Below are 22,213 nucleotides of genomic sequence, written 5' to 3'. Positions count from 1 at the left end.
TTGCGGCTGCGGGTAGTTGGATTTTTCTTTCGTTTTCGCTTGCTACATCGGGCGCTGCCGCAGGTGCGGGGTGATGGGAAATGCGGAAAATGGAAGACCCTGAGCCAACAGGCTTCTTAAATATGGATAGGTGAATGGCCTCATTCGGATTCTCTCTAAAATAAAATCAACAAGGCCGGCGAAATGGCAATAACCCACAGGACTAACAATATGATGGTTACGGTTTTGATCCGCCCATAAAGGCTAACTTCCATACTATTGCCTTCGACGGGCGACCTCCGCGGCAAAACCGGCAACATATACAACTGATTACCCAAACTCCACCCCCACGGAGTAAACGATGCGGCGAAAGGCTCCACTCTATCCACATCGTTTAGGTATAGGTATTTGTGGTGAAGCCACCCTTTGTAAAAACTCACCAGCACCAAGGCGATCAAAGCAGCCGCGTAGCCATATAGAATGAAGAGATCAGTATCTGACATATAAACCATGCTTTAGCGGTAGATAGCCCCAAAACGAAAACACCCCAGGCTCCGACAAAGTCGAAAGCCCGGGGTGCTTTACTACTCGCCTTCTAAAGAAAAGGAGGCAAGGCATTTACCAAAACCCTAGGGGTTCTGATCGGCGGGGGTGATGAAGTCGTTGGCATCAATCTCCCGCTGGGGGATCTTCCATACCCAGGCTGGGTTTTCGGAAGGCTTGGCTACGATGTAACCATTCTGGTAAAGCGTCTGTGAAGCACCGGAACCACCGTCCGCGCTGTGGTCGATACCATCATCCCAACGGATCTTGTCCTGGAAGAGGAAACCTTCTCCCCACAGCTCGACGCCGCGCTGGAACTTGATGTGCTCGATGAAGTCATCCTGGCTGTCGTCGAAGTCATCACCGTCCCACTCCGAGTCACGCTCGGTGGCAAGGGGAGCGAGAGCAGCAACGGCACCGGAAAGGTCATTCATCATGGCCTCGGCTTCCGCTTCGATCAGGTACATCTCGGAAGCACGCATGTAGATGATATCATCGGGTGCGATGCCACCGGGGATCACCTGGCGCAGTTTCACGTGCATGTAGGGGTGCGTGTTGTGGCGGCTCGTCCAACCCCACACGGAAGCCAAGCGGGCAATCTCCGCATCAAATTCCTCTTGTGTGGTGTAGAGTGGGTTGGTGTTGTTCGCGAAACCACCCATGCCATTAGCGGCGGAGAGGTTGCTGTTTGGCGCATCCGGCAGGAAGACATCCTTACGGTAATCCGTTTCGGGGATGGCGTCCACCAAGCGGCGGTCGGCGATCTTCGGGTTATTCCGTACCTGGCTACCGTTGAAGGTGTTAGACGCCAGGTAGAAGTAAGAACGGAAGAAGGTCGTCTCCGTCGTGATTACGTTGCTACCCCACATCACTTCGGGAAGCAGCGTCGTGTTGAAACCAGCTTTCCAATCACCTTCACCCATGATGGGGTAATCCGCACGTGCGTTGCGAGCAGCTTCGGCAGCCGTTGCCCAGTCACCGGAGGCGAGAGCAGTTCGTGCCTTCAGTCCCCAGGCTACGTCAATGTTCAGGTTAGCCTTGTGGAAGGCAGATCCGGTAGGGCGAGCCGCCGCGTCACCGAAAACTTCGATGGCCGCGTCCAGGTCCGTATTTACCTGGTCGTAAACTTCCTGCACCGTAGAACGGGGAGCACTCTCAAAGGGAGACTCGGAAGAGAACAAAATGGGTACCCCGGGGTCGGAAGAAGGGTTACCGATCAGGTAACCTTTACCGTAGTGCTGCACGAGGTCCAGGTATGCAAAGGCGCGATAGGTCAGTGCCTGGCCCAGGATCTGGTTCAGGTTCGGCGTTACTGGCAAGTCACCCTCCGCAATGCGGTTGATGATGGAGTTAGCGTTGGTGATGATATTGTACCGGTGGTACCAGTGGATCTGATTGGTCAGCGACGTCTGATCCGTGTGGCCGAGCCACTGAGCCATGGTACGCCATCCAAGGTTGTTAGCGTCAGCACTGTGGATGAGACCACCACCGAGGTTATCACCTAGCGGTACCCAGTAGTGATCGTTAGCGCGCGCCGTGCTGGCCGCATCGTCACCACCGGGCAGTACCGTCTGAGACTGGGCGTACATCGTACGGTGCATACCGTTGAGGACCAGCTCGATATTCGCTTCGGTAGCGAGAGCAGATTCAGACGCAATGGCGTCCGTTGGGGTAGTATCAAGAAACTCTTCCTCACACGAGAAGCAGATCAGCGCCGTGAAGAGCAGAAAGGGATATTTTATATTAGACAACATTGATGTTGGTTTTAGAAGTTAGCGTTGAGCCCAACGGAGATCACGCGGGATGGGCTGAAAGTGTTACCGGAAGGTGTACCAGCAAGGTTGAACTGTGGGTTAAGACCGTTACGTTCGGAACTGATGAAGAGGTTTTCACCGGTCAGGGAAACGCGAAGGTCATCCAAACCGATTCGGTCTGTTACGCTGCGGTCGAAGGTATAGCTGAGGTTAACGTTACGGATGGCCCAGAAACTGGCGCTCGTCAGGAAGCGGGTAGAAGAAGCTCGGACGAGGTTCGGGCTGTTACCATTCTCGAGGCGGGGGACGTCAGTCACGTCACCGGGTGCACGCCAGGCATTGAGGATATCGGGGTGGAGGCTACTTCCGTAGTTACCGGAGTGCATCATAGCCGAGTAACCAAAGTCGAGGATCTCACCACCGATACCGTAGTTCATCAGGATGTTCAGACCGAAGCCTTTGTAGTTCAGGTTCGTAGAAACGCTACCGAGCAGGTCGGGAAGTGAGCTCGTGTTGGTGTACGCGCGCTCGGTGGCCTGCCAGTCGTTAGTTACTGCCTGCGTACCGTCTTCTTCGAGTACGGGAACGCTGTTGCCGTCTTCGTCCAATTCAAATACGAGGAATAACTGGTCACCGTTCTCGGGGTCAACACCCGCCGTGTGGAGGATGTAGTAATCGTAACGTGAACGGCCTTCTTCCCAACGCTTGGAGCCATTTACGAATGGTTCGGGGAGGTCCGTGATCTCATTATGCAGCGTAGTCAGGGTCGTATTGACGGACCAGCGCAGGTCGCCCTTGCGCAGCAGGTTGGCTTGTAGGCCGACCTCAACTCCGGAGTTCAAAATACCACCTACGTTTCCGGGGAAAGCATTGGCACCGTTACTAAGGGCAATCGGCAGATCGTAGAGCAGGTTGGACGTCTCCCGGTTGTAGTATTCTACCGAGCCGTCCAGGAGGTTATCCAGGATGGTAAACTCGAGGGCTACGTCGAAGCTATTCGTTGATTCCCATACCAGACCGGCGTTACCGATCTCTGAGAACAACAGGCCGGGGTTACCGGCATTGGACGACAGCGCGTAAAGAGCGCGTGAAAGGAAGAAGTCATTCAGGTTATCGTTACCCACCTGGCCGTAAGAGCCACGGAGCTTCAGGCGGTTGATCCAGGAGATATCCTGAATGAACTGCTCCTGATCCAAACGCCACGAAAGGCTACCGGCAAAGAAGTTGCCCCAACGGTTGTCGAGCAGGACGGAAGAACCATCACGGCGCGCCGAGAAGCTGGCGTAGTACTTGTTAGCGTAGTTGTAGTTCAACTTGGCAAAGTAACCTTCCAGCGTACGCTGAGATGTGGCACCACCAGTAGATACTGGCGTAGCGAAGTTGTCAAATTCGAAGATACCTTCCACAACCTGGTCAATGGCCAGCACGTCGTTAAAAGAGAAGGTACGGTCGAATGATTCGTGGCCCAGAAGTACTTCAAAGTTGTGCACGTCGCTGAAACTAGTCGTGTAGTTCAGGATCTGGTTGAAGTTGATCGTCTGGCGGCGGAAACGCGTCTCGCTGTAGCGACCGGTAGGCTGAGCGTCACCAATGATGGCGTTCTCGTATTCTTTCTCGAGGCCCTCGTTGATGTCCCGTCCGTAGATCAGGCTCAGTTTGAGACCTTTAAGCAGGTGCAAGTCAGAGTAGAAACGGAAGCCGTAAGTGTTGTCCCGGTCACGCTCGTCGTTCAGCAGCAATTCCTGGAGCGCGTGGCGGCCCTGGTTGATCGGGCGGGAACCGACACCGAACTCAGAGAAGCCTTCGCCGGAGTCAAAAATGGGGTCTCCGCCAGCATCGCGGACAAGATTACCATCGCGGTCATTCACGAATACTGGGTAGATAGAACCAATGTTCTTCGCAAAACCGAAGGGGTTCACGATGCTTCCGGTACCGGCAGAACTGGGGCCAGCAGCATTGGTAAGAACGACGTTGGCACTACCACCAATCGTCAGCCAATCAGTAGCGTCAAAGTCCGCATTCACGCGGCTGGTGAAGCGGTCGTACTCGGAAGTACGTACGTAACTGTCTTCCTCCAGGTAGGAGGTAGAGAAAAAGATGCTGTGGTCTTCACCACCGCTGGATACGTTCAGGGCGTAGTTCGTCCGCGTAGGGTTGTCCTGCTGGAGCTGATCGTACCAGTCCAGGCTTTGGTAAATCACCTCCGCGTTGGGGTTCAACTGACCGTCTGTACCTACGATCTGGTCGTTAGGTACGTTGAAGGGGTTGTAACCCAGAGAGTTGAAGATGTTGTCGCTGGCAAACTGGGGGTCACCACCACCGGCGCTGGAGTTACGCAGGGCTTCCCACATCGTTTCGTAGTACTCACCGGGCGTTACTTCGTCGTAGAAAGGAATCGCGTTGGAGATCAAACCGTGGGATACGGAAGCGGAAACGCGGGTGCCCTTCCGGGAGCCACGCTTGGTCGTGATCAGGATCACACCATTTGCACCACGGGAGCCATAAAGCGAAGTAGAAGAAGCGTCCTTAAGCACTGTCAGGGAAGCAATGTCCTCCTGGTTAATCGTACTCAGGTCACCTTCGTACTGGACGCCATCCACCACGTATAGTGGGCGGGCGCTACCGTTCAGGGTACCGATACCGCGAATAAAGACGTTGGGGGAGGAACCGGGGCCGCCGGTACCAGACGTAAACTGTACACCCGTTGCTTTACCCTCCAGGGCGGAAACGACGGAAGTAACGTTACGAACTTCGAGGTCCTCAGCACCAATCACGTCGGCGGAGCCACCGAAGGCTTCTTTGGAGGTTACGCCGTAAGCAGTTACGATGACTTCGTCGAGCAATTCAGCGGAGGAAGCCATGGTTACGTTGACTACGGAGCGGTTGTCAATCGCCACTTCCTGCGTGCCGTAGCCCGTGTAGCTAAAAATAAGTTGTTCCGCACCAGTAGGTACGCTAACAGCGTAAGCACCGTCTAGGTCCGTCACCGTGCCGGTGGTCGTTCCCTTCACCAGGATACTGACGCCGATCAGGCTCTCGCCCTCCTCGTCGATCACCGTACCGGTAACCGTTTTTTGTGCCGTGGCAATGCCCACGACGGAGAACAATAGCCCTAAGGCTAGTAGAAATCGTCTCATGTTAAATGGTTTAATTTGATTAAGTATAGTGAGTAAGTGTTCTGTATGGCCCCTGATCGAGGCGCTCAATGCGCGATCTGCCACCGTGTGGCGTGGGCTTAGCTAAATGACTAGTTATGTGCTTGGAAAGACCTTCTAAGTACCCACTTGGTCTCGATTGACTCTGGATGGCGAAGGAATAGTATGGCTAGTGAAATTGTGTTTAGTGTATAAAATCTGACCGCTGAGCGCAGTAATTTGATGACTAGGCACTGCGGGAGTAAGCTGTTGTAAATCTACAACAAGATTTATACTTCCCTTAACACTGTGCTTGCCCCCTGAACGACACATTGGCGATTTCCCAATAGTCCTTCTTCAGAATTTGGCAAACACAACAGAATATTTTCTGGCCCCGCTTTTCGAAGGAAGTACACAGCATATAGCCATAACGTAAATCATCAGCTGGCGCTGCCGCAGGTGCCAAAAAAAAGGAAATAAACAGGACCAAGCGGAACGCTACCAACACCCATCGGACGGGAGACCAAGCCTAGCATTCAGAATGACCCGAACTACCCCAAGCCCTCCAGCAACCGGTTTCGCCAACGCGGGAAACCATCCACTACCCCACCCTCGCTGCTTTCGTGGACGACGATCCAGAACAAATGCTCAAAGCTCAACAGGCGGCGGTACTGATTGCGGCCCATAGCACCAACTTTGGCTAACTCCCGCTCAATGGCAGCGTATTCTTCCGCCAGCGTCCCCCAAGTATTGGGGATCGACCATATATAGGTTGCGTGGTCGTTTAGGAGCTCCAGGATGAAGTGGTTAGCCTCCCGCCCCTCCACACGGAAAACGAATCCGAATTTAGGGGTGAGGACGTACCGCAGTTTCTCGGCCACCCCACCGAGCTCTCCCGCCAGGAAGTGAAGCTGCTTCGCGTTGCGGACGGCCTGGCTGGCCAGGATGGCGTTGAGCAAGTCCAGGGCATCATCGGGCAAGGTGGCCCGCCCCAGCTCCTCGTCTTCCAACGAGCCGAAGATATCGTCCGGCGTAAAGAGTTGCTTGTCAACAATTTTGGGTAGCCCCCCACCCATGATCTGGCGGAGAGTGCGAGTGCGGAAGACTTCAATCATGCTGCCGTCGATCCGGTCGATCTGCGGAGAACTGGCTCCTTCTAGCTGCCATACCCCCGCCGGCCGATTGGTAAGCACGGCATTTACTTGGATGGTCTGGCGTTGCAGGCGGGATACGAAGAAGGCTTTGATGGTGTCAAATTCTGCCACCAGGTGATCGTTGGCAATGGTGAAGGGAATTGGATCGACGCTTTCCGGAAATTTTGCTTCCCCTTGGGCGTACCCTGTTTTGATGGTGAGGTCCATAAACTTCACCCGGAACTTTACGGGCCGGTCTTCGAAGAAACCGCTGAGTGGAATGGAAGCATCAGCTTCGGTAAACTCACTGAAATCGGGGACTATCATTTGTAGTTCGGTACTTCGCTCGCCAGCTGCTTGTAGATAAGCTTCCAAATCAGCTAATCGGTAGAAGGATAATTGCGCCAAAAAGTCAGCCCGAGGGAGTGGGCTAAAGTGGAGTCCGGTCACCACTCCCCGCGGTTTCCGGTCTGGATCGTAAGCAAATGGGTTTGCGGAGAGGCTCCGAACGCTTACAAATAGCGTATTTGCTTCAAACGATTGCATTTCCAACTCCCAGTAAAATTCTTCGTGGCCAGCTACGAGGAAGGCATCCGCGGGGAGGTTCGTAGCCGCCCACGGTAGCACGATCTCGCGGCTAAAACGTACGCCTGCTCTTTCCACCTTGACCACGATACTGCGCATCTCCGGCAAGGTATTTAGAAATCCCGACACTGGCCTTTGCCTGACAAATAGCCCCAAAATCAAAGTCTGGGGCTTACGGCCGCCGTAACTTACTACCGTTTAAAGCCCCCTTACCTACCGCTTCATCATGCAAAGAATGTCCTTCAACCTGTCTACTACCCTCCCCCGCTTACTGCCCCTATTTTTTCTAGCCCTTTTCACGGCACCCGCGGCAGCGCAAACTGCCCATTACGTCAGCCCGAACGGGAATAATGACAACGATGGCTCAAGCCTGAGCTCCGCCTGGCAAACTTTGAAATACGCGTTGGCCGAACTGCCCGCCGGCGATACACTCTACATCGACGACGGTCTCTACCAGGAGAATGGCGTGGAATTGCGCGGCAAAATCGCGACGGCGGAAAAGCCAACCGTGGTAAAATCCATTAACCAATGGGGCGCTAAAATTGAGAGCACGGCCCAGTACAATACCATCTTCCACATCATCGAAACCGAGCACGCGGTGGTGGACGGAATCGAGGTATTCAACCTAGAAGACCGCCCCTACGAAGATTGGAACAGCGGGATCAGCATTTTTCAATCCAACCACGTCGTGGTGCAAAATTGCTACTCCCACGATTGCGGCTGTGGCGGATTCGGCGGCCGGGAGTCGGACTACATGACCTTCCTGCGCAACGTCGCGCGCGACAACGCCAAGACGAACCCCTACAACTGCTCCGGCATCTCCATCTACCAACCCATCCAGAAGGATGACAAGCCCGGCATCCACATCTACATCGCCGAGAATGTCTGCTTCGAAAATGAGTGCCGCCTACCCTTCGAACCCGGTGGCTTCGACCACCCGACGGACGGTAATGGCATCATCCTCGACGATTTCAACTGGACGCAGAATAACGACGATAACATCCCCGCCTTCGTCGCCCAGACTCTGGTGGAGAACAACCTTTGCTTCAATAACGGTGGCTCCGGCGCCAAGGCCTTCGAGGTCGCCAACGCCATCTTCCGGAACAACACTACCGCCTTTAATAACTACGTGATTGAAGAGGTAACGACCGGCCTGGGCGACCTCGCCGCCGAGTTCGTCACCGGCCAGGTGGAGTTCTACAATAACATTGCCGTCCAGACCTTCGGCCAGCGGGGCCACGCCTTTAACTACGACAACAAGCGCGGCTCTAACCTGATCTTCGAGAACAACCTCGTGGTGGGCAACGCCCGCTTCAACGGCCCCACTTCCGAGAGTGGCAACGATGTCGTTACCTACGACGAGCAGAGTTACGTGCAATTCCGCCAGGTGGTGCCCGATGATTTTGAGTTCTCCAGTGTGGACGATTTCCGCCAATTCTTCGCCCTCCGCCCCGGCAGCCCCGGGCTGGATGTAGGCGACCCTGCTCAGGCTCCGGCTACGGACCTCACCGGCGCACCCCGCCCCCAGGGCAGCGGCATTGATCTCGGCGCCTTCGAAGGCCCCATGGAAGGCGTCGGCCCACTCCCCGTCAACCAGGTACTAAAGAATACCGTCCAACCCAGCGTGCTACCTATTAACGTGGACGGCATCAAAGAGCAGGCCTACCTCGGCCGCGAGTGGTCCATCGACCGCAACCTGATTGGCAGCCCACGCGGTAACGACCTGACCGCATCCTGGACCAGCGTCTGGGACGACGAAGCCCTCTACCTCATCATCGACGTAACGGACAACGACCTGAAGAATGATTCCAATGACCCCCGCCTCGACGATGGCGTGGAGATCTTTATCGACGCCGACAATAGCCGCGGTATGAGCTACGATGGTCTGAATGACTTCCACTACGTTATTGGCTGGGGAGACAACGAAGCCGTCGAACTTTCCTTCGGCGCCACCGACGGCGTGGAAACCCGCCAACGCAGCCTCTTTACTGGCTACGTGAAGGAAGTGAAGATCCCCTGGGCTACGCTCGGCATTGACCCTACGGAGGGTACGCTCTTTGGTTTCGACGTTCACGTCAACGACGATGACAACGGCCGCGACAACCTGGAAGGCCGCCTCAGCTGGCAGGCGCGTGGTAACGCGGCGGATACCGACCCGAGTCTTTTTGGTTCCATCCTACTCAGCCGCATGGCCCCCATCCCCGCCGTAAAAACCATCGCCGCCGATAGCCGCATCACCATCGATGGCGTGCGGGAGGATCTTTGGGACAACAGCCCCACCCTCTCGCTAACCAATTGCAGTGGCCGTGAACGCAACGGCGAAGACGACCTCGCCGGAGAATTCAGCATGCTGTGGGACGACCGTGGTCTGTACTTCTTTGTCTCCGTCACCGATGACGATCTCGTGAATGATTCCCGCGACTTTTTTCAGGACGATGGCGTAGAAATTTTGCTCGACCTGGGCTACAACCGCTCCGAATCCGTCGACGGTAACGATCACCGGCTAACGGCGCAGTACAACGGCGGCACGATCGTCTCTGACTTTAACGGTAACATCAGCCAGGGCACGAGCGTCCGCTTCATGGATACGGACAAGGGCTACGACGCAGAGATTAGCCTCCCCTGGTTCGCCCTCGGGACGACGCCTAACGCAGGTATGTTTCTCGGTCTGGACGTGGTCATCAACGACGATGACGGTAGTGGTAATGCGGACCACCGCGTCACCTGGTTCTCCACCGACGTAGACGCTGCCGAAAAGCCAAACCTCTTTGGCACCACCTTTTTGGATGACCGCCTGACGGCCATTTTCAATCCGTCGGTAGCCCAACCATTCCTGGCTTACCCCAACCCCAGTTCCGGTAATTTTCGGTTGGACGTTCCGGTAGAAGGGCAGATGTCCGTCCAAGTAGCCGACATGCAGGGGCGGCCCGTTTTAAATAAGTCTGGATTCTACAGTGGGAGTTCCATTAATCTCAGCCACTTGCCTTCCGGCAATTACGTGGCTACGGCGACGACCGCTGACGGTCTTTTTCGCCAAATGCTACAGGTCAATCGCTGATTTCGAGAGCCACTAGAAAGAAGCCCGCTGCATCCATCTGATGCAGCGGGCTTTTTCATTGGGCTCGGCCCTGAAAGGGAACGGCGTAGCTCGCCAGATCCCGGGCGGCGTAGCTGTTGGGGAAGATCAACCGCGCTTCCTCTTCGTGTTCTCGCACCCCCGGGTAGCGGCTGCTAAAGTGGCCCATGATCAACTGACCGGCGTCGGCATCACGCGCGGTCATCGCCGCTTGGCTGGCCGTGGAATGGCCTTTCTTCAGGGCATCCGCTTCCATATCCGCCAGGAAAGTCGCTTCGTGGTAGAGCAGGTCGACTCCGGATACGTACTCAGCCAATTCGGGGAAGTAAACGGTATCGGAGCAGTAGGCAAAACTGCGTGGAGGTGGTGCCGCCACCGTCAGCTCCGCGTTTGGAATCGTTTGTCCAACAGCGCTTACGAAATCATCGCCCGCCTTGATCCCGCCGATGGCGGGCCAGGGAATGTTAAACTCAGTAATCTTCTCCTTCCGGATGTTGGCGGGCCGGTTTTTTTCGCGGATCAGGTAACCGTTCGTGGGCGTCCGGTGCTGCAGGGGGAAGGCTGATATTTCCAGATCACCTACCGTAAACAGTGGCGTTAGCTCTGTCGCTTCCAGGGTTTGGAAGATTACCTCGTAGGGCATCGGGTACCGATCCAGTTCAAAGAGAGCATTGATGCGCGGCCGCAGGTGCAATGGTGAGACGATCACCAACCGCTGCGTTCTGCCGTTAAGCGCCAGGCTGCTGAGGAGACCGGGAAGACCAAAGTAGTGGTCGCCGTGGAGATGAGAAATGAGGATCGTGGTACACTTCCCCATCCCGAACCCCGCTTTCTGCAGTTGCATCTGGGTGCCTTCGCCGCAATCGATGAGTACGTCCGTCCCATCAACGCTGAAGAAGACGCCGGAACAGAACCTGCCGTGCGCCGGTACCGCTCCGGATGTACCGAGAATGGTAGCTTCAAATTTCATGGATAGCAGACTTGTGGTGACAAAGAATTAAACAGGTGAACACCGCCGGAGGGAATGTCAGCGAGATTAGACTTTTGCTGGAAAGAAGCCGTATCACTATTTCCCTTAAATCAGTGTGGTCACCCATCTAATGTCACCACTACTCCTCGTCGGTGCCGTCACCGGCCAGATCGCGCTGTAGCTCTTCCATCATGATGTAGTCCGAAGACTCGGAGACGGTGGGCAGGATGGTCAGTACGGAATCCACTTTAGAGATCTCCACGAGTCGTTTGACGGCGGGGTGGTCGACGCCCGTTACGATGAAGGTGCCGAGGTTGGCCCACAGGCGGCGGGCGGTGAGGATGGCACTGAGCCCGGAACTATCGACGTACTTACAGGCGCTGAGATCGAGGATCAAGTTGTTGATGCCCTCGTTGGCCAGGATCACAAATTCGGACTTAAGCTGGGGGGCTACGGCGGAGTTCAGGTTTTCTTCTTCCGGCTTGATGAGCGTGTAGCGTTCCTGCTTGTCGATACTGAATTTCATGGGGGGGTTACTTTGGTTAATACGATGCTGACAATAAGCGATCGCGGTGGTCCAGTTTGCAATAACCGTACCACTGTAAGGGTGACAAAGTTCGCCACCACTACCCTAACGCCATAATTCCACTACGGTTTGCGCTCATTTTCTCTTCGGAAGCGGAGTTCGCCAAGCTGCACGCTGCATTATTGTAGTTAGCCCTCGCCACGAGAAAGGCCGCCCCGTTAACGTCTTACTAAATTTTGTCCGAGACGGCGAGAGACGACACAAGAGCAAGCGGAGCGGCCGTTAGGCCAACTAATTGTGGGAAGCGCGTGTTATTTAAACGTGCGTCAGCCTTCGATAATCGATCCACAAATGCGCCGCGTTCTGTCAGGTTTATTTGGCAGTCGTTTCCTTTGGCACGGTTATTCCTAAAAAGGATATACTTTAGGGCAGTAGTTACGCATCGCTTACTTGCCCATTGCCTGGCACCCGCGGCAGCGCCAACGAAGGCGTACCTGGAACCCATCGCAGTTAATCTGAGCGCATTAAAACTGAACAACAAAATTTATACAATATGCCTAATCCAAGCCAGCGGGAATTCAACCCGGAAATAAAAAAGGCCATGGCCAGGGGCAAAATGGAAGCGGAGAAGATGGGCCACGCCTACGTTGGCCCGGAGCACCTTCTGTTAGGCGTCCTGAGTATGCCATCTACCCTCGCCAACCGCGTGTTGCGGAACATGGGCGTGGATACCAAGGCGTTGAAGGATACCATCCGTGAAAACGTGCAACGCAATGGCGGCCAGGCCAGCGGGCACACGATCTCCCAACTGCCCCTGAATGATAAAGCGGACCGCGTACTCAAAGTCACCTTCCTCGAAGCGAAGGCGCTGAAGACGCGCACCGTGAGCCCCGAACACCTTATCCTGTCTATTCTACGCAACAAAGAGCTACCCGCCGCAAAGATCTTGCGCCAGTTCGAAGTGGAATATGACCTCTACAAAGCTGAACTCGATTACGTGAAAGACGAAAAAGACTTCTCGGAAGATCTCGAACTTCCAACCAACCAGGCACCCGAAGAGGGTGACCAGTACGAGGACGACGACCAGGGCCGCGGAGGCTCCGGCAGCGGACGCAAAGGCAATACCAGCAAGAGCCGGACGCCCGTACTCGACAACTTCGGCCGCGACATTACCGCCCTGGCCGAAGAGAACCGCCTCGACCCCATCATTGGCCGGGAAACGGAAATTGAGCGCGTGAGCCAGATCCTGAGCCGCCGCAAGAAGAACAACCCCATCCTCATCGGTGAACCCGGAGTAGGTAAGACTGCCATCGTAGAAGGCCTCGCCCTCCGCATCAAGGAGAAGCGCGTTAGCCGGACACTGTTCGACAAGCGCCTCGTGATGCTCGACCTCGCCGCGCTCGTAGCCGGCACGAAGTACCGGGGCCAGTTCGAAGAGCGGATGAAGGCCATCATGACGGAGCTGGAAAAGAGCCGCGACGTGATCCTTTTTATTGATGAGATCCACACCATCGTCGGTGCGGGTGGCGCTACCGGTTCATTGGACGCCAGTAACATCTTCAAGCCAGCCCTCGCCCGCGGTGAGCTCCAGTGTATCGGTGCTTCCACCCTGGATGAGTACCGCCAGCACATCGAAAAAGATGGTGCGCTCGACCGCCGCTTCCAAAAAGTATTGGTGAACCCGCCAAGCCCCGAGGAAGCCGTACACATCCTCAATAACATCAAAACGAAGTACGAAGATTTCCACAGCGTTGTCTACTCCGATGATGCGATTGAAGCCTGCGTGAAATTCTCCGACCGATACATCACCGACCGCTTCCTGCCGGACAAGGCCATTGACGTGCTCGATGAGGTAGGTGCCCGTACCCACCTCAAGAACATCACCGTACCCGAAAACATCGAGGAAGCGGAAGGCAAGATCGAGGAAGTACGCGAGCAAAAGAATGCCGCCGTGAAGAACCAGCAGTACGAAAAAGCTGCTGATCTCCGCGACCAGGAAAGCAAACTCCAGCGCGCCCTCGAGGAAGCCAAGGAACAGTGGGAGGAGGAATCCAAGACCCGCCGTTACCCTGTCGGTGAGGAGGACATCGCCGAAGTAGTATCCATGATGACCGGTATCCCCGTCAACCGCGTTGCCCAGAACGAGAGCAAGAAGCTTGTCGGGATGGCTAACGACCTCAAAGGAGCCGTGATCGGACAGGATAACGCCATCGAAAAGGTCACCAAAGCCATTCAACGGAACCGCGTTGGGCTGAAGGACCCGAAGAAGCCCATTGGTACCTTCATCTTCCTCGGCCCCACCGGTGTCGGCAAGACGGAATTGGCTAAAGTGCTGGCTAAGTACATCTTCGACAGTGAAGACAGCCTGATTCGGATCGACATGACGGAGTACATGGAGAAGTTCTCCGTAAGCCGCCTCATCGGTGCTCCTCCCGGATACGTAGGTTACGAAGAAGGTGGCCAGCTGACCGAAAAGGTTCGTCGCAAGCCCTACAGCGTAATCCTGCTCGATGAGATTGAAAAGGCGCACCCCGACGTCTACAACATCCTCCTCCAAGTGCTCGACGACGGACAGTTGACGGACGGCATGGGCCGTAAGGTGGACTTCAAGAACACCATGATCATCATGACGTCCAACATCGGTGTCCGTAAGCTAAAGGACTTCGGCCAGGGCGTTGGTTTTGCAACCAAGGCGCGGACGGAGAACGCTGAAGAGAACAGCAAGTCAGTCATCAACAATGCACTGAAGCGCACCTTCTCTCCGGAATTCCTCAACCGGATCGACGACGTAGTCATCTTCAACAGCCTCGACCAGAACGATATCTTCAAGATCATCGACATCGCGCTGGCGGATCTGTACAAGCGCCTCGACGGACTCGAGTTTACGCTTGACTTGGACGAGAAGGCGAAGACCTTCGTTGCCGAGAAAGGGTTTGACCCTCAGTTTGGTGCACGCCCGCTGCACCGTGCGATCCAAAAATACATTGAGGATCCACTGGCGGAGTACATCCTGAACAACAATCCCGCGCCCGGTGCGAAGTTGACCGCTACGCTGAACGAGGAGGAAAATGGCCTCAGCATTACCGCCGACGAAGCCGTAGCTGCGGAGGAATAACCGTACCGAGTTTAGAAATGTGGTGAGCCGACGCAATTTATTGCGCGGCTCACCCTATTTTTGATACCAAGGCTCCCAAATGTTGAAACATTACCGACACGCGGAGCCTTTATATTATAACACTTTGAGTAGCATAGGCCGAGTAGGCCCGCCACTCATTTACTATTTATCAAACACCAAAGTATTGGGTAGAAGAAAAGGCGGCGGCCGCAGACGCACTTACCAACGTGAGGATACCACTCCGAAACACCGCATCAACGATATGATTCGGGTCCCGGAAGTACGTCTCGTTGGGGACAACGTTCAGAAGGTTGCCGAGGAGATCGGTGAAGATTTTAAAGCCGGTGAGGTGTACGACACCCGCACCGTAAAGCAGTGGGCCCGCGCCGCGGAGTTAGACCTCGTAGAGATCAGCCCAAAAGCTGCGCCTCCGGTCGTGAAACTGATCGACTATAAAAAATTCCTCTACCAGCAAAAGCAGCGCGAAAAGGAACTCAAGGCGAATACCGTACAGACGGTCGTCAAGGAAGTCCGTTTCGGCCCGAATACCGGTGAGCACGATTTCGAGTTTAAACTCCGCCACGCCCGGGAATTCCTGGAAGAGGGTTCTAAGGTGAAGGCCTACGTTCACTTCCGTGGCCGTACCATCGTCTTTAAAGACCGCGGTGAACTTCTCCTCCTTCGTTTCATGAAGGAGCTTGAGGATGTCGGTACTGCGGAGTCCATGCCCCAAATGGAGAAGCGGCGTATGAACGTCATGATTCAGCCCAAGAAGCGGAAGAAGACGGACGCTCAGAAAAAGAAGGATGCTGAAGCAAAGGCCAAGAAAGAAGCGAAGGCAAAAGCCGCCGCCGAAACGGAAGCCCCCGCCAGCAGCACGGCAGATGCAGAGACCACCGAAAAGTAGTCCTCAATCCAACAACAAAAAGCCCCGGCTAACTAAGGTTAGTCGGGGCTTTTTCGTTTTGAGCTAATTGGTGAATTCAGTTGCATTACCGGTAGGTAGACCGTTCGCTACCATTCCTCGGCGAAGGCTTTATTAAAGATCTTCTCGTTGATGTTATCGATGATCTCCTCCAACGCTTCATCCTGCACGCTGGCGAGCGTCTGCGTGGCGGGGAAGTCGAAAAAGTGGGAGAAGTTCTGCGTCCACTTGTCCTCCCCCGTCTCGTCGAGGAGGTTGGTGTAGCTGATGGCCACCACTACAGTCAGCCGGTTCAATGCTGCAATGGCGCTGGTTTCGTTGCCCGGCCGGGCACCTTCCGCGGAGACGCGGAAGTCAACCAGGGTGCCCTTCATTTCGATATCCGGGTTCGTTTCTGTAATGGTCAGCCGTGCCTCGTCGCGCACTTTATTACGCAGTTCCTCGGTCATGTCCAGGTGCAACGTGGGCGGCGCACCGATGGCATTGTCAATGAAGTTAGGGACGTAAGCATTCTCTACCTCGTTTGGGATGGTAATACCCTTGAACGAGTAACAGGTCGTTAGCAGTACGGGCAGGGCTAGCAGTAAGAAGGTTCTTCTAGTCATTGGAGAGATAACGCCATTCGGGACCGATTAGTGGCCTCCAGTCAGAATTGTGGTTGGGCTTTTTACAATTTGGTTGGCGGGTAAAGCAGGTCACCTAAATCCTCCAGTGGGACGCCTTTCGTTTCGGGCATCATGCGCCACACGAAGACAAGTTGCAGGACCATCATAAAAGCAAAGCAAGCAAATACCGTCGACGTTCCGATCGTAGTGAACAGGATTGGCACCGCTGAAGGGATCGCTGCCGCCAGGATCCAGTGTACTGACGTTCCGAAGGAAGTACCACTAGCCCGCAAGTGGTTAGGAAAGATCTCACTCAGGAATACCCAGATGACCGTCCCCTGCCCGATGGCGTGGGCCGCAATGAATACAAAGAGGAAAAGGGGGACGTACCAACCTTGCCACCCCAGCCCGAAGGCCAGCGCGACCATACTCAGCGACACGATGTACCCCACCGAACCGATGTACATCAATTGGCGGCGGCCGAAGCGATCAATCAAGGAAAGGCCCAGCAGGGTGAACGCCAGATTCACCACGCCGATCCCCACGCTACTCAACAGTGCCGAACTCTTTTCCAGGCCCGCCGTCTCAAAAATGCGGGGGGCGTAATACAGAAAGGCATTGATCCCGGAGAACTGGTTGAAGAACGCTAGTAAAAAGGCGAGCATCAACGGGAAGCGGTACCGGGGGTGAAAGATGGTTTCCCGGTGGTCCGCTTCGCTGTTGTCGAGCGATATTTCTCGCAATAGCGCGTCCGCGTCTACGCCAGGATTGATGAGTTCCAGGACGCGGCGAGCCTCCTCGGGCTGCCCACCTTTCGTTAGCAACCAGCGTGGCGATCGGGGGACGCCCATCACCATCACTGTATAGATAATGGCGGGAATGGCTTCTACACCGATCATCCACCGCCAGGCACCTTCTTCGATTCCACTGAGTAGGTAGTTGGATAGAAAGGCGACCAGGATACCAAAGACGATATTAAACTGGTAGGTCGCTACCAATTTTCCCCGGTCAGCTGCCGGAGCGATCTCGGAGATGTACGCCGGTGCGGCAATGGTGCTCACGCCTACCCCTACCCCGCCAATGAAACGGAAGGCGGCAAAAAGCCAGGGATCGCTCACCATCGCGGAGCCGAGGGCGGAGATGGTGTAAAAGATACCAATCCAAATGAGGGTGGTCTTGCGCCCCAGCCGATCCGTCGGAATACCCCCAAGGAGAGCTCCTGCGACCGTCCCCCACAATGCAGAGGCCATCACGACGAATCCGTGGAACAACTCACCCCGCTGCCAGAGTTCCTGCAGTGGAAGGTCCGCCCCGGAGATGACCACGGTATCGAATCCAAAGAGAAATCCGGCCAGCGCAACGGTTATGGACCAGTAGAGAATCTTCTTGTTTTGCATCCGCCTAAGGTAGCAAATGCAGCGCGAGGATAAGCGCGAAAATGATTTGGCTAGTTTGTCATAGATTTCCCTTTACCACTACGCAATCTATTCGCTCTTCTAACCATCACTCCCCACAAAAAATCCCCACTACCGAAGCGGTAGCGGGGATCTTAAGTACCTCAATCATAGATCGTGTTAGGCTGCGTTTTGCTGCAGAACATCCATATCTCTTACCAGGATGCGGCCCCGGTTGAAGTAGATCAAGTTTTCCTTGCGGAGCTCATTCAGGACCAGCGTGACGGTCTGACGGCTGGTGCAGGTGATGTTGGCGATGTCCTGGTGCGTCAGGCTGTGCTTCAGTAGCATTTCGTAGCCAACACGGCGACCGCGCTTGGTAACTACCTCGTGGAGGAAGCTGACGATACGGCTACGGGCATCTTTGAAGATCAGGTTTTCCAACTTCGTCTCGGCGGCGATCATCCGCTGTCCGAAAAGCGTTAGTAGTTGCTGGTTCAGCGTCGTGTTACGAGCGAGAATGCGCTGAAAGTCCGCTACGCGGATGGTGTAGTAGTGTACCTCTTCCTTCAGTGACTGTGCCGTCTCATTGCGGGTATTTTCACCAACGAGGGCCAATTCGCCAAAGATGGCTTCGGGGTGGATCAGTTGCTTGATTACCTCCTTCCCTTCATTATTGTGGGTGCTGATCTTAATGGCACCCTTCTGAAGAAGGTAAAGGTGTTCACTTGTCTCTCCGGGTTGGTAAATCACCGTGTAGCGTGGCTTCTTCCGAAACTCCATCGCGTCGCCGAGTTGGCTCTTTTCCTGATCGCTGAGGCAATCAAAAATCGTGAATTGATTGAGGAGGGTGATTTTAGCTTCGGTAGTCATAAGGCACACGTTTGAGATACAGATGAAAGATTGATAGTTTGGCAGCAACGTCAATTTTCCAATTGTTTCGCTGCCGCTTATACCTTCCAGACACCATAACAGGACCTCCCCCCTACTCTACCCTTACTTTATTTCAAAAAAGTTTTTCGTCGGCACTCTTACCTAAGCCACGGCTGGTTTGTCGGGCGGCCAGCCTAAGTCATCATTGCTCCAATTGCGAATTCGCGGGTCCCAGTAGCTTCAGCGCGTCCCCACTACGGGCTACCAGGTAGTGTTGGCGGCCTGCAACCTGGATGGTAGCCAGGTTGCGAATCTCCCCACCGATACCTTTACCGGGTAAGCGCGCGTAGGTGCCATTCGACTCTGTGGAGAAATCAAGCCCAAAGAGGAAGCTTGCGTCGTACCATCCCATTTCAATGGTGGAGCCCAGGAAGTTCCCGCCGGCTAGCCACTGCATTTGCTTACCGTCGCTCACGGGAAGAAAGGCGTGAATAGATGAGAACTGAGCCTGGTCCGTCAGTGGTTGCGCAGCAAAATTCCCGTTCTCGTTGCTCAGGTAGGCGTAGCTCGCCAGCGTATTGATGCTGAATTTTTCAGCTGCGGCAAGTTCTGCCTTACCGAAAATCGTTTCTACCGAGGCACCAGCCATGTCTTGCGCGAACAAGTACTCCTTCTTCAGCTTCGGCATTTGCTTGATGAGTTCAGCGTGGCTCGCGAAGGGAATTTTGCGCCCCTTCACATAGTAAGTAATCACCTGTTCGGGCTTTTCGTTGCCGTCAAAATCGTTGAGGTACATCTCCAGCGGATACTCCCGGGAAGGTTTGAGTTTGTTGTTCAGCCCGGTGTTGCCCGCAAGGATGTCCGGCTTTCCATCCCTGTTCAGATCACCAATGGCTAGAGCGCTCCACCAGCCTTTTTCTTCACCAATATATTGGCGGCGGAACTTGTCTCCTTCGTTGTAATAAATAGCGATGGGCTGCCATTCTGCAGCCACGGCAACGTCCAGGTCACCATCGCCGTCCAGGTCAGCGAGTTCGGCGTCCGTCACCAGGCCGGCCTGACTGAGTTCGGCGGACCATGCATCCGTAGCGTCCGTAAAGGTTCGGTCACCATTGTTTAGCAGCAGATAGGTGTCTGGGGTAGCGCCGTAGAATCGGGGAACGACGCGACCAGGAATCAACAGATCTTGGAGGCCATCCCCATTTACGTCTCCGGCCACCACCGTAGCGGCCGTCAGAAAAATATCGGGGAGTACGTATTTAATGAAATTGCCCTGCCCATCATTCCAGTAGATCCGTTGCGTGCGCGGTTCTTGTTTGGCGTAGTATTCGTTTCCGCCGGCAGCCACCACGAGATCCGGGTGGCCGTCATTATCGAGGTCCACGATCTGCGCGGCAACATCTTCGTAGATCGAATCTGCTAGGACGACATCCGGAGTCTCTTCCGTGAATGTCCCGTCCGCCCGTTGCAGGTAAACTGCGGAACGGTTACGTTTGGAGGAGCCGACGAAGAAGTCTTCCCGCCCATCACCGTTCAAGTCCCCTACCGCCAAAGCTGGCCCCTCCGTGGAAGCCATGTGCGGCATCAGTGGCTCCCGCGTAAAATCAACGAAGGCATTTTCAACGTGAGTAAAATCAATCCCCGCCCGCTCCGTATCATCTTGCAGGGCGAACGCAGTCTCTGGCGCTGCCGCGGGTGCGGGGGAAGTTGGCGGGGATAATTCCCCAAAGTCGAAGACCGGCCCACCGGCGACGTAGGATACCGAAACGTAAGTGTCGACCGCATCCAAAAGAATGGGTACGTAGGTACCGTCCGGCCAAACCATCTTGATGGAATCGACCAGATCGGAGTCCCCCAAACTGACGTGCAGCGGTCCCTGTGCACTGGATTGGTATCCGCGCGTTGGGAAGTGATCGTAAATCATCCGTTGGTTACCGGAGTACACTACCGCAGTGGAACCGACACCGTTCCGGTTGCCGGTTGGTCCTTTTATCTTGATCCCGAGCCAGGCACCTGCGGCAGCGCCCGCTTCTTTTTGATCGTTGGTTTCGTTACGGTAGATGAATGGAGCATCGTCGATATTATTGGTGACGACGTCAAGGTCGCCGTCGCCGTCCAGGTCCACCGCAACGCTACTGCTGGAGTAGGATACCGCCGCACCGGGAATGTAATCGCTCAGGTCCTCAAACTTTAAACCACCGGCATTTCGGTAGAACTTATTATTAAGTTTGATTTCCGGCATCTTATCGATAAAGGATAATTCATCGTTCCGGATCTCATTGGTCGCCTCTCGGATCTTTAATTCAGAGTTGGTCTTAAAATTAATATAATCGATATCATTCATTCGGCGCGGAATGCCATTGCTGATGAACAGATCCCGCTTGCCATCGTGATCAAAATCAAAGAAGATGGGTCCCCACGACCAGTCCGAGGCTTCGATCCCCGCAAAAGCTCCGATCTCACTGAAGGAACCATCTCCATTATTTAATTGCAGTGTATTTCGGCTGAATTGAGGATTATAGCCAAAGCCCAGTTTAAATTTAAAGATATCGAAGCCGTCCTCTCCCAGTGATGCCTTAAGGATGGTCGGGTCTTCGGGCAACATATCCAGGGAAAATATCTCCCGCTGCCCGTCATTATTTAAATCCGCAATATCTACCCCCATGGAAAAGCGGCTGGTATGCTGGATCATTTCCGTCAGCACTTCGCGGAAGGTGCCATCCTGGTTATTGAGGTAGAGGTAATCGTTCTCGTGGAAATCATTGCCCACGTAGATATCTGGCCATCCGTCATTATTAATGTCCGCAGTGGAAAGGCCCAGCCCGTAACCGATAACGCTGCCGAAAATGCCGGCCGCTTCGGTAACGTCAATAAATTTACCGCCATCGTTGCGGAGCAGTTTATCCCCGGCTAATTCGTTGAATTCCTTCAGTTTCCCGGCCCGCTTGCCAAAGGTACCGTTCTGGTGCAGAGAATGGTTGAGTTGGTACATATCCAAGTCACCGTCCCTGTCGTAATCGAAGAAGGCGGCCTGGGTGCCGAAGCCGCGTAGGTCGAGGCCATATGCTGCTGCCTCATCTTTATATACTGGGATACCATTTTCAACGCCCTGGCATACGTATAACTGATTCTGTCCCTCCAACATCAGGTAGCCGCTGACCTGATTAACGTAGATATCCAACAGTCCATCTTGATTGATATCCACTACGGATACGCCCGTTGCCCAGCCCGGCAGCCCGGCAACACCGGATTGCTCAGTGACGTCTTTGAACTTCAAGTCACCCTGGTTTAAAAACAGTTGGTTCGGCCCCTGATTGGATGTGAAATAGAGATCAATAAGACCGTCCCCGTTGAAGTCTCCCGCCCCGAGGCCGCCGCCGTTGTAGAAGTACATGTAATTAAATACATTGAACTCCGTAGTCAACTCGGGGTAGTTGTTAAAGGTGAGGCCCGTCTCTTCCCCTTTCAGTAATGCGAAGGGGGCTGCTTCTACTGGACCCTCCGGCAGATCTTGGGAAGTTGAGTTACAACTACCCGCAAGAAAAAGAAAGCCCAGACTGAGGATAGCTGGAGTCCAGACATTAAAATTTACGCGTTGCAC

At 54.6% G+C, this 22,213-nt stretch carries 13 protein-coding genes; 3 read left to right on the top strand and 10 right to left on the bottom strand.

Going from position 1 to position 22,213, the window contains the following annotated elements:
• Positions 1–155: 155 nt before the first annotated feature.
• The 4 genes from A3850_RS10555 to A3850_RS10540 all read right to left on the bottom strand — a co-directional run bounded on the left by A3850_RS10555 (position 156) and on the right by A3850_RS10540 (position 7,227).
• Entirely contained in the window at positions 156–482 is a 327-nt protein-coding gene (locus tag A3850_RS10555) for a hypothetical protein (RefSeq protein WP_157501062.1), read from the bottom strand.
• 126 nt (positions 483–608) lie between these two features.
• Positions 609–2,276 (bottom strand): RagB/SusD family nutrient uptake outer membrane protein, encoded by a 1,668-nt coding sequence (locus A3850_RS10550; protein ID WP_068216306.1) that lies wholly within the window; start codon positions 2,274–2,276, stop codon positions 609–611.
• Positions 2,277–2,287: 11 nt separating this feature from the next.
• On the bottom strand, positions 2,288–5,413 hold the full coding sequence (locus A3850_RS10545; RefSeq protein WP_068216304.1) for a SusC/RagA family TonB-linked outer membrane protein: 3,126 nt from the start codon (positions 5,411–5,413) through the stop codon (positions 2,288–2,290).
• A gap of 548 nt (positions 5,414–5,961) precedes the next feature.
• A complete protein-coding gene (locus A3850_RS10540) occupies positions 5,962–7,227 on the bottom strand; it encodes a hypothetical protein (RefSeq protein WP_068216302.1) in 1,266 nt (421 codons plus the stop codon).
• A 127-nt stretch (positions 7,228–7,354) separates the two neighbouring features.
• On the opposite strand from A3850_RS10540, the gene A3850_RS10535 reads away from it, so the two are divergent.
• Positions 7,355–10,186, top strand: a complete 2,832-nt coding sequence (locus A3850_RS10535; protein WP_082921749.1) for a sugar-binding protein — start codon at positions 7,355–7,357, stop codon at positions 10,184–10,186.
• Between the two features lie 55 nt (positions 10,187–10,241).
• Here A3850_RS10535 and A3850_RS10530 read toward each other — a convergent pair whose 3' ends face one another.
• Together A3850_RS10530 and A3850_RS10525 are read right to left on the bottom strand one after the other, a co-directional pair.
• Complete coding sequence (locus A3850_RS10530) at positions 10,242–11,174, bottom strand: ribonuclease Z (protein WP_068216298.1); 933 nt, start codon at positions 11,172–11,174, stop codon at positions 10,242–10,244.
• Between the two features lie 139 nt (positions 11,175–11,313).
• Positions 11,314–11,700, bottom strand: coding sequence for an STAS domain-containing protein (locus tag A3850_RS10525; RefSeq protein WP_068216296.1), 387 nt, complete (start codon positions 11,698–11,700; stop codon positions 11,314–11,316).
• Between the two features lie 553 nt (positions 11,701–12,253).
• Here A3850_RS10525 and A3850_RS10515 point away from each other — a divergent pair.
• Both A3850_RS10515 and infC read left to right on the top strand, forming a co-directional pair.
• Positions 12,254–14,815 carry an ATP-dependent Clp protease ATP-binding subunit gene (locus A3850_RS10515; protein WP_068216292.1) on the top strand — a complete coding sequence of 854 codons (2,562 nt, stop codon included), beginning with the start codon at positions 12,254–12,256 and terminating at the stop codon, positions 14,813–14,815.
• 184 nt (positions 14,816–14,999) lie between these two features.
• A complete protein-coding gene (gene infC / locus A3850_RS10510; protein ID WP_068216290.1) occupies positions 15,000–15,722 on the top strand; it encodes a translation initiation factor IF-3 in 723 nt (240 codons plus the stop codon).
• 107 nt (positions 15,723–15,829) lie between these two features.
• Here infC and lptE read toward each other — a convergent pair whose 3' ends face one another.
• The 4 genes from lptE to A3850_RS10490 all read right to left on the bottom strand — a co-directional run bounded on the left by lptE (position 15,830) and on the right by A3850_RS10490 (position 22,213).
• The gene (lptE, locus tag A3850_RS10505; protein ID WP_068216288.1) at positions 15,830–16,345 is read right to left on the bottom strand and encodes an LPS assembly lipoprotein LptE; all 516 of its coding nucleotides are present in this window, start codon (positions 16,343–16,345) and stop codon (positions 15,830–15,832) included.
• Between the two features lie 62 nt (positions 16,346–16,407).
• On the bottom strand, positions 16,408–17,742 hold the full coding sequence (locus A3850_RS10500; RefSeq protein ID WP_068216286.1) for a sugar porter family MFS transporter: 1,335 nt from the start codon (positions 17,740–17,742) through the stop codon (positions 16,408–16,410).
• A 177-nt stretch (positions 17,743–17,919) separates the two neighbouring features.
• Complete coding sequence (locus A3850_RS10495; RefSeq protein WP_068216285.1) at positions 17,920–18,612, bottom strand: Crp/Fnr family transcriptional regulator; 693 nt, start codon at positions 18,610–18,612, stop codon at positions 17,920–17,922.
• 202 nt (positions 18,613–18,814) lie between these two features.
• Positions 18,815–22,213, bottom strand: coding sequence for a VCBS repeat-containing protein (locus A3850_RS10490; RefSeq protein ID WP_068216283.1), 3,399 nt, complete (start codon positions 22,211–22,213; stop codon positions 18,815–18,817).

It is taken from the genome of Lewinella sp. 4G2, from assembly GCF_001625015.1.
GTDB lineage: Bacteria > Bacteroidota > Bacteroidia > Chitinophagales > Saprospiraceae > Neolewinella.
This window is presented reverse-complemented; position numbering and strand designations above follow the sequence as displayed.

Bases quoted from the DNA above. Each gene is read 5' to 3' on its own strand.
- A3850_RS10530 (WP_068216298.1), bottom strand. From the start codon at position 11,174: ATGAAATTTGAAGCTACCATTCTCGGTACATCCGGAGCGGTACCGGCG.
- A3850_RS10495 (WP_068216285.1), bottom strand. From the start codon at position 18,612: ATGACTACCGAAGCTAAAATCACCCTCCTCAATCAATTCACGATTTTT.
- A3850_RS10540 (WP_068216302.1), bottom strand. From the start codon at position 7,227: ATGCGCAGTATCGTGGTCAAGGTGGAAAGAGCAGGCGTACGTTTTAGC.
- A3850_RS10515 (WP_068216292.1), top strand. From the start codon at position 12,254: ATGCCTAATCCAAGCCAGCGGGAATTCAACCCGGAAATAAAAAAGGCC.
- A3850_RS10535 (WP_082921749.1), top strand. From the start codon at position 7,355: ATGCAAAGAATGTCCTTCAACCTGTCTACTACCCTCCCCCGCTTACTG.
- A3850_RS10555 (WP_157501062.1), bottom strand. From the start codon at position 482: ATGTCAGATACTGATCTCTTCATTCTATATGGCTACGCGGCTGCTTTG.
- A3850_RS10500 (WP_068216286.1), bottom strand. From the start codon at position 17,742: ATGCAAAACAAGAAGATTCTCTACTGGTCCATAACCGTTGCGCTGGCC.
- lptE (WP_068216288.1), bottom strand. From the start codon at position 16,345: ATGACTAGAAGAACCTTCTTACTGCTAGCCCTGCCCGTACTGCTAACG.
- A3850_RS10525 (WP_068216296.1), bottom strand. From the start codon at position 11,700: ATGAAATTCAGTATCGACAAGCAGGAACGCTACACGCTCATCAAGCCG.
- A3850_RS10550 (WP_068216306.1), bottom strand. From the start codon at position 2,276: ATGTTGTCTAATATAAAATATCCCTTTCTGCTCTTCACGGCGCTGATC.
- A3850_RS10545 (WP_068216304.1), bottom strand. From the start codon at position 5,413: ATGAGACGATTTCTACTAGCCTTAGGGCTATTGTTCTCCGTCGTGGGC.